The 12,916-nt window shown below is 40.5% G+C and carries 16 protein-coding genes; all 16 read left to right on the forward strand.

Annotated elements, in window-relative coordinates; all coding sequences use genetic code 11:
* Positions 1 to 89: 89 nt before the first annotated feature.
* The 16 genes from der to ACKRAT_RS07125 all read left to right on the forward strand — a co-directional run bounded on the left by der (position 90) and on the right by ACKRAT_RS07125 (position 12,911).
* Positions 90 to 1,400 carry a ribosome biogenesis GTPase Der gene (der, locus tag ACKRAT_RS07050; RefSeq protein ID WP_411844386.1) on the forward strand — a complete coding sequence of 437 codons (1,311 nt, stop codon included), beginning with the start codon at positions 90 to 92 and terminating at the stop codon, positions 1,398 to 1,400.
* Positions 1,401 to 1,414: 14 nt separating this feature from the next.
* The gene (locus ACKRAT_RS07055) at positions 1,415 to 2,473 is read left to right on the forward strand and encodes an NAD(P)H-dependent glycerol-3-phosphate dehydrogenase (RefSeq protein ID WP_411844387.1); all 1,059 of its coding nucleotides are present in this window, start codon (positions 1,415 to 1,417) and stop codon (positions 2,471 to 2,473) included.
* Positions 2,474 to 2,477: 4 nt separating this feature from the next.
* Positions 2,478 to 2,684: a DUF2768 family protein gene (locus tag ACKRAT_RS07060; RefSeq protein ID WP_411844388.1), complete on the forward strand. Its 207-nt coding sequence runs from the start codon at positions 2,478 to 2,480 to the stop codon at positions 2,682 to 2,684.
* Positions 2,677 to 3,399, forward strand: coding sequence for a hypothetical protein (locus ACKRAT_RS07065; protein WP_411844389.1), 723 nt, complete (start codon positions 2,677 to 2,679; stop codon positions 3,397 to 3,399). The genes ACKRAT_RS07060 and ACKRAT_RS07065 overlap by 8 nt, the downstream gene beginning before the upstream one ends.
* A gap of 116 nt (positions 3,400 to 3,515) precedes the next feature.
* Positions 3,516 to 3,788 (forward strand): HU family DNA-binding protein, encoded by a 273-nt coding sequence (locus ACKRAT_RS07070; RefSeq protein WP_046511638.1) that lies wholly within the window; start codon positions 3,516 to 3,518, stop codon positions 3,786 to 3,788.
* A 60-nt stretch (positions 3,789 to 3,848) separates the two neighbouring features.
* Positions 3,849 to 4,343, forward strand: coding sequence for a hypothetical protein (locus ACKRAT_RS07075; protein WP_411841804.1), 495 nt, complete (start codon positions 3,849 to 3,851; stop codon positions 4,341 to 4,343).
* 11 nt (positions 4,344 to 4,354) lie between these two features.
* On the forward strand, positions 4,355 to 5,050 hold the full coding sequence (locus tag ACKRAT_RS07080; protein WP_411841805.1) for a demethylmenaquinone methyltransferase: 696 nt from the start codon (positions 4,355 to 4,357) through the stop codon (positions 5,048 to 5,050).
* An 11-nt stretch (positions 5,051 to 5,061) separates the two neighbouring features.
* The gene (locus ACKRAT_RS07085) at positions 5,062 to 6,015 is read left to right on the forward strand and encodes a polyprenyl synthetase family protein (RefSeq protein WP_411841806.1); all 954 of its coding nucleotides are present in this window, start codon (positions 5,062 to 5,064) and stop codon (positions 6,013 to 6,015) included.
* 61 nt (positions 6,016 to 6,076) lie between these two features.
* Complete coding sequence (gene ndk / locus ACKRAT_RS07090; RefSeq protein ID WP_411841807.1) at positions 6,077 to 6,523, forward strand: nucleoside-diphosphate kinase; 447 nt, start codon at positions 6,077 to 6,079, stop codon at positions 6,521 to 6,523.
* A 71-nt stretch (positions 6,524 to 6,594) separates the two neighbouring features.
* Entirely contained in the window at positions 6,595 to 7,761 is a 1,167-nt protein-coding gene (gene aroC, locus ACKRAT_RS07095) for a chorismate synthase (RefSeq protein ID WP_411841808.1), read from the forward strand.
* A gap of 4 nt (positions 7,762 to 7,765) precedes the next feature.
* Positions 7,766 to 8,815 (forward strand): 3-dehydroquinate synthase family protein, encoded by a 1,050-nt coding sequence (locus ACKRAT_RS07100; RefSeq protein WP_411841809.1) that lies wholly within the window; start codon positions 7,766 to 7,768, stop codon positions 8,813 to 8,815.
* Positions 8,812 to 10,098 (forward strand): 3-phosphoshikimate 1-carboxyvinyltransferase, encoded by a 1,287-nt coding sequence (gene aroA, locus ACKRAT_RS07105; protein WP_411841810.1) that lies wholly within the window; start codon positions 8,812 to 8,814, stop codon positions 10,096 to 10,098. Before ACKRAT_RS07100 ends, aroA begins: the two co-directional genes overlap by 4 nt.
* Before the next feature lie 2 nt (positions 10,099 to 10,100).
* Positions 10,101 to 11,372, forward strand: a complete 1,272-nt coding sequence (locus ACKRAT_RS07110; protein WP_411841811.1) for a tetratricopeptide repeat protein — start codon at positions 10,101 to 10,103, stop codon at positions 11,370 to 11,372.
* Positions 11,350 to 11,820: a YpiB family protein gene (locus tag ACKRAT_RS07115; protein ID WP_411841812.1), complete on the forward strand. Its 471-nt coding sequence runs from the start codon at positions 11,350 to 11,352 to the stop codon at positions 11,818 to 11,820. The genes ACKRAT_RS07110 and ACKRAT_RS07115 overlap by 23 nt, the downstream gene beginning before the upstream one ends.
* Positions 11,821 to 11,826: 6 nt before the next feature.
* Positions 11,827 to 12,264, forward strand: coding sequence for a DUF2487 family protein (locus tag ACKRAT_RS07120; RefSeq protein WP_411841813.1), 438 nt, complete (start codon positions 11,827 to 11,829; stop codon positions 12,262 to 12,264).
* Positions 12,265 to 12,410: 146 nt separating this feature from the next.
* On the forward strand, positions 12,411 to 12,911 hold the full coding sequence (locus ACKRAT_RS07125; protein ID WP_411841814.1) for a ubiquinol-cytochrome c reductase iron-sulfur subunit: 501 nt from the start codon (positions 12,411 to 12,413) through the stop codon (positions 12,909 to 12,911).
* Positions 12,912 to 12,916 lie beyond the last annotated feature (5 nt).

Below are 12,916 nucleotides of genomic sequence, written 5' to 3' on the forward strand. Positions count from 1 at the left end.
ATGACATGATTTTAATTCAGTAAAGAGCGATGTCTATCGCTCTTTATTTTATTTTTGTGTTAAAATAAATTTAAAATAGGAGGGAACCTATGTATAAACCAACCATTGCAGTGGTAGGGAGACCGAATGTCGGGAAATCCACACTGTTCAATCGAATTATTGGAGAAAGAAAAGCAATTGTAGAAGATTCACCCGGTGTGACCAGAGACAGGCTCTACGCTGCAGGCGACTGGTTAAATTACGAATTCAATGTTATTGATACAGGTGGTATTGAAATTAAAGATGAGCCTTTTCAGGAACAAATCAAGTTACAGGCTGAAATCGCCATTCTTGAAGCAGACGTCATCCTAATGATTACCAACGGAAGAGAAGGTGTAACGGAGGATGACCTTTTTGTAGCCCGTATTCTGCAGAAATCCAAAAAGCCGGTAGTGCTTGCAGTTAATAAAATAGATAACTTTGAAATGAGAAATGACATATATGAATTTTATCAGCTTGGGCTCGGGGATCCTTATCCAGTATCGGGCTCCCACGGACTTGGACTCGGAGATGTATTGGATGATGCGGTAAACCATTTCAAAACTCTGGAGCGTGAAGAAGAAGCCGATACATCTATAAAAGTATCGTTAATCGGCCGGCCGAACGTCGGAAAATCCAGCCTGGTAAATGCAATTCTGGGAGAAGAGAGAGTCATTGTATCTGATATTGCCGGAACTACACGGGATGCAATTGACACAGCATATACGTATGATGGGGAAGACTATACTTTAATTGATACAGCAGGAATGCGTAAAAAAGGTAAAGTCTATGAATCCACTGAAAAATATTCCGTCCTCAGAGCAAACCGCGCCATAGAACGCTCAGACGTGGTCCTTGTGGTTATAGATGGGGAAGAGGGGATTCTCGAACAAGATAAGCGTATTGCCGGTCTCGCCCATGAGGCCGGGCGGGCAATAGTCATTGTAGTCAACAAATGGGATGCTGTTGAGAAAGACGAGAAAACAATGAAAAAGTTTGAAGACAAAATTAGAAATGAATTTCAGTTTTTGGACTACGCCCCAATCACTTTCGTATCAGCAGTTACTAAATCGCGCCTGAGGACACTGTTCCCGCTGATAGGAATTGTCAATGATTCACATAAAAAACGCGTTCAATCCAGCACGCTTAATGAAGTGATTGTCGACAGTGTCAGCATGAATCCAACACCTACGGACAAAGGTCGGAGATTGAACATTTTTTATGGTACACAGGTAGCCGTCTCTCCGCCGACATTTGTAATGTTCGTTAACGATGTAGAACTGATGCACTTCAGTTATCGCAGATATTTGGAAAACCAGCTGAGAAAAGCATTTGATTTCACCGGAACACCAATTCATATTTTAAGCAGGAAACGTAACTAGGAGGATGCAGGTCTATGAATATTTCTGTAATTGGCACAGGCAGCTTCGGCACCAGCCTGGCAATGGTGCTTTTAGATAATGGCCATAACGTACTCATGTACGGAAGAAACAAAGAAGTGGTCTCGGAAATCAACAATGATCATACAAACAGCCGTTTTTTAAAAAACATTAATTTAAATGCCGGAATCCGTGCTACATCGGACTTGAATGAGGCGGCTAATCATGCAGAACTGATCGTTTTGGCAGTACCGGTAAAAGCAATCCGTTCTGTTTCCAAGGAGCTCAATCAACTGCTTAAAGAATTAGATAAAAAAGTATTGGTCGTTCACGTAGCTAAAGGACTCGAGCTTGGCACACATATGCGTGTATCCGACGTCATCCAAGAAGAAATGAGTGATGAAACGATGGTTGATGTATGTGTATTAAGCGGTCCAAGTCATGCCGAAGAGGTAGCCTTGAAAGCTCCTACAACAGTAAGTACCGCTTGTAGAAACCCAAAGAGTCTCCAAACGGTCCAGGATGTGTTCATGAATAAATACTTCCGTGTATATAGAAATGAAGACATGACAGGGGTGGAAATCGGCGGTGCGCTTAAAAATATCATTGCACTTGCTATTGGCGTTTTGCATGGCCTGAACTTTGGTGACAATGCAAAAGCAGCGATTATTACACGCGGGCTTCAGGAAATTGCACGTCTTGGAACGAAAATGGGTGCAAATCCATTAACATTCCTCGGTCTTGCTGGAATGGGAGATTTAATTGTTACTGCAACAAGTATGCATTCAAGAAACTACCGCTGTGGTATTATGCTCGCCGAAGGAAAAACCATTGATGAGGCACAGGCAGAGATGGGCATGGTCGTTGAAGGTGTAAATACAACGAAAGCCGCATATGAATTGTCTAAAGAGTATGGTGTGGAAATGCCTATTACTGATGTACTTTATAAGTATCTGTTCAATGATATCAGTGAAGAAGAAGCATTTTATGCGCTTATGATGCGTGAAAAAACCGGCGAAACAGATAAGTTGGAAGATTTGATGGAAGAGCAATATAAAGATTGGACAAGAGAGTGATACAATGTTTGATATATCTAGAATGGATCTTATGTGGATATCATTTTATTCAATAGGTGCAATGGCACTTGCGGCCGTACTTATCTATCTCGCAAGATACGTCATAAAAATAAAAGTTTTAAGTATCATTATTTCTATATTTGCATGGATTCTTCTGATTGCTGCATTCTTGCTTATGATTCCGGTACTTGGAGGCAGCAGTCATGCGTAGCTTTAAGATATCTGTACTTTTCATAGCGGTAATATTAATGTCAGGATGTTTATATCCGGAATCCGAAAAGATTGAAAATCAGATTCCAGGAGATGCTCAAGTGGAGATGGTACAAAATGCTGTTGAACAGTACCAGGAAGATTCCGATGGCTTATTACCAATAAAAACCAAGGAAAATCAAAGAGAGTATCTGAAGTATCAAGTCGATTTCGATATGCTGGTACCAAATTATCTAAATGAGAGACCCGAAAATTCTTATGAAGCAGGCGGCAAATATCAATATGTCATAATTGATGCGGAAAATGACCCACAAATTAAGCTTGCCGATCTTGGAATAACAGGAGATATCCGTTCGCTCACAATCCGCTTGGATGCAATGGGGGAATATGTAGAACTTGGTGAAGAAGTTGGGCCGAACGTCTATCAACTGGATCTCGGTTTTTATAAACTTTCCGATAATCCAACCGTTACAAGTCCATATAGCGGATCCTCCCTGAATGTATATTACAACGGCGGTCAGGAGTTCGTGGTTGATTACCGTGAAGACATTGGCAGAATTATCAGCGAAAATAACCTGGAATTTGAAACCGGTGAAGACGTCAGACACATATTGTATGAATATACACCAATAGTTCCAATTTATTCTCCACAGATTACCGTGGATGAAAAAAACCAGCCAATCTTCATGACAAGTCGCCACAAAAGCGGCCAGTAAAGCTTTTTTTGTTCATAAAACGGTGAAATCCGTTGCAGTGCTAAGACCACTGTGTTAAAGTCAAAACATAATGATAAAACAACTTATCATTATAGTCATATAAGGAGGTGGATCTGGTGAACAAAACAGATTTGATTAATGCAGTCAGCGATGATGCTGATCTTACTAAAAAAGAAGCAGGTGCTGCAGTAGACGCAGTATTTAACACAATCCAGGAATCTTTGAAAAAAGGTGAAAAAGTACAGCTTATCGGCTTCGGTAACTTCGAAGTACGTGAACGCTCTGCTAGAAAAGGACGCAATCCACAATCTGGTGAAGAAATTGAGATTGCGGCATCTAAAGTACCAGCATTTAAAGCGGGTAAAGCTCTTAAAGATGCAGTAAAATAATTGACTACTTTAGGCCTAACTTTCATGGTTAGGTCTATTAATTTATAAGGTGATATTTTCATGGATGCTCTTAAGAAAGAACTTGAAATTGACTTGGGAAATGGCACATGGATACTCGATATACATAATAATCCTTTTTTCGATTTTTTTTCTGAGAAGGGCAATATTCTCCGCGGTAGCCATGTAAATGATGCCGTGCTTCTTTTTAATACGGCACTTAATATTTTGGATGAAACACCGGAGGATGAGGACAGAGAGCTCCATGTGCTGGCCGGTGACTATTTGTTCAGCCGGTTTTACATGTATCTCGCCGAGGCTGAAAGCTATTCAGTGCTTGAGGATATGATGAACATTTCTAAACAGCTTAGCTCAAGGAAATCCCAACTTGCAAGTACTGGCGAAATACCTGATGCTGATGAAGTGAAATGGCTGAAGTACGCACCAATGCTTTATCTTGTAGAACGTGGATACACGGATACTAAATTAGAGACACTGATTGATGAGCAGGTGAAAGATTTGGATATCACCTCTCTCCCATACATAACCCAAGAGTAAAGGTGAATTGAATGGATAAAGAGACAAAAGTGCAAACGATATTCAACGCTATATCTAATGATTATGATCTTATGAATAACATCATCAGTTTGAATCAGCACAGTTCCTGGAGAAATAAAACGATGAAGGAAATGTTTGTCAAAGAGGGACATGACGTGTTGGATGTATGCTGCGGCACCGGCGACTGGACGATACAGCTTGCCGAAAAAGCACCTGGTGCACATATTACCGGACTGGACTTTAGCGAAAATATGCTTGAAGTGGCAAAAAGCAAAGTTACAGATTACGGGAACATCAGTCTGCTGCAGGGAAATGCGATGGACCTCCCTTTTGAGGATGACACTTTCAATTTCGTTACAATTGGATTTGGTCTACGGAACCTGGCTGATTATAAGCAGGCGATTGATGAGTTTTACAGAGTTTTAAAACCGGGGGGAGTACTTGTCATTTTAGAAACTTCCATTCCGGATAATGGTATTGTAAACAAAGGATTCGATTTTTACTTTGGTAAAATAATGCCAAAACTTGGCGGGGTTATTGCCGGCAGAACGAAAGAATACGAGTGGTTATATGAATCCACAAGTAAATTCCTGACTAAACCTGAACTGAAAAACATGATTAGATCTGCAGGTTTTACCAACGTTAAAATCTTATCACATACTTTAGGCACAGCTGCAACACACATTGCATACAAGCCTCTGGGATAGGTGGGATCTGTTTGATTAAACATAAAGAATTTCTTGCGTCAGACTTCGAAGAAGTGAATAAGCTGATTAAGGAGAGCCTCAATCCAAACGGTACTATCGTTAATGACAGCAGTTATGATTTGTTCGTATCCGGAGGCAAGAAGATTCGTCCGACATTTACATTACTCGTTGGTAAACTCGGCAATAGCAACAATCACAGAGATGTCATCAAAGCCAGCGCAAGCCTTGAACTGATTCATATGGCAAGTCTGGTCCACGATGATATCATAGACGACAGTAAGCTGAGACGCGGGCAGGCAACTGTTTATTATGAACACGGCTATCTGCAGGCAGTAAACACTGGTACATATTTACTTTCAACTTCTTTGGAGCTTGTGAGTACGATTAACCATAAAAAACTGCATGAAGCATTTTCACTTGCGGTAAAAGACATTGTCAGCGGAGAACTCTTCCAATTTGACCATCAGTTTAATGCAGAACAGACACTTGATGATTATTATAAAAAAATCTATAGAAAAACAGCGCTTCTTATTGAGCTCAGCATTAAAATGGGTTCATATGCCGCGCATGTTTCAGATGAAGAATTATCAGGACTCTTAAAGTACGGCTACCATATAGGTATGAGTTTTCAGATTATCGATGACTGTCTGGATTTCATCGGTGATGAGAAAAATCTGGGGAAACCTAAATTTTCAGACCTCGAAAATGGACATTACACATTGCCGGTACTGTTGCTAAGGAATGCCGATCCGGCATTCAAAGAGAAATTAAAAGCATTTCAGGCCGACAGAACGATACTCGGTTCCCTGACTCAGGATCTACTCAACTCCGATACAATAGAAAGATCTATACAGATCAGCACTGAACATATTGAAAATGCAAAAGCATCTATCAGCAATATAAATGAACCTATTCGCACTTATTTGATACAAATTGCAGAAAAACTTGCAAATCGTCTGAATTGAATTGAAATATCAAATTTGAAAATGTTAGAATAGTATGGAAATCAATTAAAGGAGACTTGAAATGGAAAAGACATTTTTAATGATTAAGCCTGATGGCGTACAAAGAAATCTTATTGGACCAATTGTAGAGCGTTTAGAAAACAAAGGTTTTAAACTTGTAGGTGCGAAACTTATGCAAGTATCTGAAGACCTTGCTAAAACTCACTATCAAGAACACCAGGAAAAACCATTCTTTGGTGAATTAGTGGACTTTATTACTTCAGGACCGGCTTTTGCAATGGTTCTTGAAGGTGAAAATGTTATCGATACAGCGCGTCTTGTGGTTGGTTCAACAAACCCTCAACAGGCAGCTCCTGGTACTATTCGTGGAGACTTCGGTCTTACAGTTGGTAAAAACATCATCCACGGCTCAGATTCACCAGAAAGTGCTGAAAGAGAAATCGGTCTTTTCTTTGACGAATCAGAAGTACTTGATTATGACTTAATCAACAGCTCCTGGATATACTAGAAATAGAGCGGCATAAGCTGGGTGTCTATACTCAGCTTTTTTTAATATCATGATATAGGTAGGTGCGTAAAATGAGATTTTTAACATCGGGTGAATCACATGGACCAAAACTTTCAGCAATCGTAGAAGGATTTCCGGCAAATTTAGAAATTGATAAAGAAAGAATGACCAAGGAATTACTTAAACGTCAGGGCGGCTATGGCAGAGGCAGACGCATGCAGATTGAAAAAGATACTTTCCAGTTTGGCAGCGGTGTCCGCCACGCCAAAACGCTGGGCAGCCCTATTATGATTGAAATTATTAATGACGACTTTAAACACTGGAGCAAAATCATGGGCAGTGACCCACTTACACCGGAAGAGCAGGAATCCATGAAACGTGTCATCACTAAGCCCCGTCCGGGACATGCTGATCTAGTCGGTGGCATGAAATATAATATGCGCGACTTGAGAAATGTACTGGAACGTTCTTCTGCACGTGAAACAGCAGCACGTGTTGCTGTCGGTGCACTATGCAAAGAGCTTCTTCATGCATTGGATATACGCGTTACAAGCCGTGTGAATCAAATTGGCAGCGTCAAAGACGAGGGTCAGTATAATCTGGAGGATATTCGTGAATTTTCCGACCAGTCTTCAGTAAGAATGGTCTCCGAAGAAAAAACCAAAGAGGCGGAACAATTGATAGACGATGCTAAAAAGAAGGGCGATTCAATTGGCGGCATTGTAGAAGTCATTGTAGAAAATCCGATTCCAGGTCTCGGCAGCCATGTTCACTATGACCGGAAACTTGATGCTAAAATTGCAGGCAGCGTTGTAAGTATCAACGCTTTCAAAGGCGTAGAATTCGGTGCAGGTTTCGATGCCGCCTCTACACCAGGTTCACAAGTACAGGATGAGATTTTATACGATGAGGAAAATGGCTATACCCGCAGGACAAACAACCTCGGTGGATTCGAAGGCGGCATGACAACTGGTATGCCGGTCGTGGTAAAAGCGGTCATGAAACCAATCCCAACATTGTACAAGCCACTGCTCAGTGTGGACATCAATACCAAGGAACAATTTAAAGCAACAATTGAACGCAGTGATGCATGTGCAGTACCTGCAGCATCCATTGTTTGTGAACACATGGTTGCAATAGAAATGGCCCGTGCTGTTCTTGACAAGTTCCCGCATGATGACATGAGCGAACTCAAAGAATCTATCGAAATTTATAAGAAACGTGTAAAAGAGTACTGATATCATGAAAATTATGACTCAGTATAAAGATGGCAATTATTCAATTGACGTATCTCGTGGAATTCTCAGAGACAAAATATCAGATTATATAAAAAACTATAATCAAGTGTTTTATTTGGCAGATAAAAATGTATACGACTTACACAAAAATGGGAAGCTATCTTTTATTGATGAACCAATTTTGATGGAGCAGGGGGAGGCATCGAAATATTTCGATGCCTTCAGCTCTCTTTTAGAGACTCTCCTCGAAAAAGGGATTCAAAGAACCAGTCTGCTTGTCATTATTGGAGGCGGTGCTGCAGGGGATGCCGGAGGTTTCGCTGCATCCAGTATTCTAAGAGGTGTGGATTATATTCATGTACCGACGACTCTGCTTGCCCACGACTCTTCAATTGGCGGCAAAACAGCGATTAATAGTAAGCATGGCAAAAATCTGATCGGTGCATTTTACAGACCGAAAGGTGTCATCTACGATCTTGACTTTTTAGATTCGTTGCCTGAGTCTGAAATACTGAGCGGCTTTGGGGAAGTCATTAAACATGCATTGCTCAGAGACCAGCAGACGGTCGATGCGTTGATGGAAACTACGATAAACGGCATTGACATCAATGAAATCGAGCCGTTTATCATCAAAGGCATCGAAACTAAGATGGATCATGTCATCAGAGATGAAAATGAAGCGGATGTCAGAAAACACCTTAACCTTGGCCATACTTTAGGTCATGCAATAGAATACAGATATAAAATGCCGCATGGAATTGCAGTAACATTGGGTATATACGCCGCCCTTTATATATCAAATGAATTGAATCAGGAACAGACTTTTGATTTGAAACATTATTATGAGTATTTCAAGGGATTGAATTATCCGATTGATATGCTAAAAGAAATCGATGCAGACGAAATGATTTCTTTAATGTCTAAAGATAAAAAGAACCAAAGTGTAAACAGGGTAGGCTACATTGTCATGAACAGTACAGGTGAGGCCCGTTTTACAGAGCTTGAACAGGATTTACTTACTAAATTTATAAACAGTCTGAAGGAGAGCCTATGAAACAACTTTTGAACAGTACATTTGAAGGCACAATAAAAGTCCCTGGTGACAAATCAATTACTCACCGTTCACTTATGCTGAGCACACTTGCCGACGGCCGTACAGAAATCCATCAACCTTTAAGAAGCGAAGATACCTATCGCACTATGGAAATCATGAGAGCGATCGGAGCGGAGATTACCGAAGAAGATGACAAGTGGATTGTTGAGTCAAAAGGTCATGCGAACTTACATTCTCCAAAAGAGCCTTTGTATACAGGCAACTCCGGTACGACTTCCAGATTGATTATGGGACTCCTTGCCGGCCTTGGGTTAAATGCAGAATTCAGTGGAGATGCTTCCATTAATAAACGTCCGATGGACAGAGTTCAAAAACCACTGTTGGAAATGGGCGCCGAAATTAAATTAAAGGATGAAAAATATCCGCCGGTACACATTTTTCCGAGTCCGTTAAAGGGGATTGATTATAATATGCCTGTCGCAAGTGCACAGGTAAAGAGTGCAATCTTACTTGCTGGACTGTTTGCTGAAGGCACAACAACCGTACGTGAATCTTCCCCGTCAAGGAATCATTCTGAAATCATGATGAAACAGTTTGGTGCAAAACTGGAAACCGGAGACGGTGTGATTTCCATTGAAGGCGGTAATGCACTGACACCATCAGAAGTTATCGTCCCCGGTGACATTTCATCTGCAGCATTTCCGATAGTACTCGCAGTTTTAAAGCCCGGCACTACAATTACGATTAAGAATGTTTCATTGAATCCTACACGTTCTGGTATACTTGAAGTACTGGAAATGATGGGTGCAAATGTGGATATTGAAGAATTGCCAAGTGATGGAGAGGCGATCGGTAACATTACAGCTTCTTATACACCGGAGCTGCGCGGATTTAATATTTCAGGTGAAATCATCCCTAGACTTATTGATGAGATTCCGATTCTGGCACTTCTTGCTGCCTACAGCAATGAATCATGTACAGTAAGTGATGCAGAAGAACTGAGATTTAAAGAAACTGATAGAATTCGTGCAGTTGTTGATGAGCTGTCCAAATTTGGTATTGAATTTGAAGAAAAAGAGGATGGCTTTACAGTTATACCAGGTGAGATCGATCCTAAACCTGACATTGATGTAAAAGGCTATCATGATCATCGCATCATTATGATGCTCATCGTATTCTCAGTAGTATCGAATACACCCATTAACATCGATGACAGTTCAGCCATAGATATCTCATATCCAGGATTTATAAATGATTTGGAGTCATTACGGAAGGATGCTTAAAAATGCAGGATCAGATCTATTCAATTATAGATGATTTAAAAACAGGTAAATATCCAGAGGATAAGTTGTCTGAGGTACTGAACAACCTTGAGCAGCTGAGTGAAGAAATGGAGCTGGAGACGCTCTTTATTCTCGGTGATACTCTGGTTCAGGCGGGTGCCATTAACGAAGCGGAAAGAATTTTCCATCACCTCCACTCACATGTTGAGCATGATGATGAGGTGCTTGCCTATTTAACGGATATTTACATTGCCGACGGAAAACTTGATGAAGCACTCAGTCTGACCAACCAGGCACCTAAAACTAAAACAGTACTTATGTTAAAAGCTGAAGTTTTTCAACAGCTCAATATGAATGATGTATCCATAAAGCTCATTCATGAAGCCAAAGCGATTGAAGATGAACCGATACTGGATTATGCACTTGCTGAAATTCATTACCAGGAAGGCGATTTTCAGGAGGCACTGAGATTTTACGAGGCACTCTTAAACCAGGGCATCGATGAACTGAACGGTGTTAACTTTAATCTGCGTGCAGCCGAATTATATATGAACCAGATAGAGTTGGAAGAGGCAAAATCCCATTTTGATAAAGTAGACGAAAAAATTTATTCGAATGATGACTTTTACCGAAGGGCATTGCTTGAGTACCAACTTCAATCTTACGAGTCAGCTAAAAATCTTCTGAATAAGGTAATAGATAACGAACCATACTATATCAACGCATATATACTGCTCATGAATGTACATGAAACCGAACATGATCTGGATGCGGCAAAAGAACTGCTCGAAAAATATTTGGGACAAGATGATACAAATCCTTTAATTTATTTCCATCTCGGGCGCATCAATTACAGACTCGGTTCTGCAGACAGTGCAATCGACTCCTTTAAACAGGCAATTGCACTGGATCAGGATTATGACGATGCTTATCTTATGCTGTTTGAAACACTTCTTAAAACTGACCGTACGGAAGAGATTGAAACGTTCCGCAATGATCTGGATCCACATGCACTCTCCGGAGAATCATTGTATTTGCTTGCTAAAATCGAACAAGAGAATGAAAATGATTCATCCGCTTTAAAATACTATCAGGATGCTGCAAAACTTATTGGTGAATCTCTTGAATTTTACACTGACTATTATGAATACTTGACTGAAATCAGTCATCCTTCAAAAACCAAGATTCTGGACAAATTAATCGAACTGGATCCTTCCAACATAGACTGGCAGTTTGAGAAGGAGCGTTTGGATGGTGAGGAAGATCAGCTATAGGAAAGATTTCATAGATTATGTTCTATATAATTATGAATTTGAAGACCGGATTGCTGTATGGATCTTAAATTTTCTGAAATCACATCCTGTTGTATCTAAAAATATTTCTTTCACTTACGATGAAACGATCGAAAGGAAACTCCGGATTGCGGCAACCGGCACGGACCGGCCAACACTTCTGTTTGAAAAAGGTGATACGGTGACGATCGATGGAGAAGTCATTTTTCATGAGATAAATATGAACCAGGATGAGATTCTTTATTTGGAATTCGCTTTTCCCAAACAGGATACCCGTTACCAAAACGTTAAAGAAATCGAAAATAATCTGGATGCAGAGCTTCAGGCCATCTCAAAAGATGCGATCTTGAGGCAAATTGATCAGGCGCTGGATAATCAGGATCAGGCACTTTTTAATAAGTTAACAAAAATGTTGAACCAGTCAACATAAAGTCGGGTGAATGAATTGCTTTATAACCAAAAAGATTTAAAAGTACTTAAAGATGAAATAGAATTCATCGATACTGCCGTCATTCCTTTTGCAGCTATGGATATGAATGATAAAGCGCCCGTCCACGCGGGTAACCTTGAGCTTTTGCAGATTGTTTCTGTACAGCTCGAAAAACAATTTAAGGGACGTCTGCTCATTACACCCCCAATGATGACAGTGGGGGAAGAGACATCTCTTTTATACTCATATGCCAGCCAGTTGAAAAGTTATGGTTTCAAAAGAATTATCGTACTGACCCATATCCATGCTGACCTGGAAGATTTGGATAAGATCAAACTTAATGAAATACCATTGGAAAATATGAGTGATGATATGAAAATGGAAATGATTAATGATGAAGTGAAAACGGTTATGAAATCAGTCATTTCCATCTGGAACCGGTAAAATAAAGTATTATTACACAATTAAGAAGAAGCCCGTTCCCAAAAGTTTCGATACCTTATTGACCGGTTTCGGCTAATAGGCTAAAATTGAACTGTCCTAGTTATATTAATATGTAAAAGAACGCGCGTTTGAGGGGGGAAATATTTATGTCGCAAAAAGTAACACGACGCCAGTTCCTGAACTATTCCCTGATGGGAGTGGGGTCATTCATGGCGGCAGGTGCAATTTTGCCTATGGGCCGGTTTGCGCTAGATCCACTGTTCCAAAGTGAAGCTGCAGGTTCCATGATCACTACCAGTGTCAAGGCCGAAGAGATTACTGAAGAGCCGGTAAAAGTCGACTTTTCTTATGAACAGCAAGATGCCTGGTACACAAGTGAAGTGACTGACTTCGTCTGGGTTTACAGAGACGGAGAAGATATCATTGCACTGTCACCGATTTGTAAACACTTGGGTTGTACAGTTACGTGGGCTGGTGATGATGCCAATCCTAATAAATTCTTCTGTCCGTGTCACAATGGACTTTACGAGAAGAATGGGAAAAACATCCCGGGAACACCTCCACGAGGTCCGCTTGACCAGTATGAAGTCGGTGTATCTGACGGTTACATCACAATCGGTGAAATGTTTGAAAATGAACTTGTATAGGAGGG

The sequence above is a fragment of the Salinicoccus sp. HZC-1 genome, assembly GCF_046736035.1.
Classification (GTDB): Bacteria; Bacillota; Bacilli; order Staphylococcales; family Salinicoccaceae; genus Salinicoccus.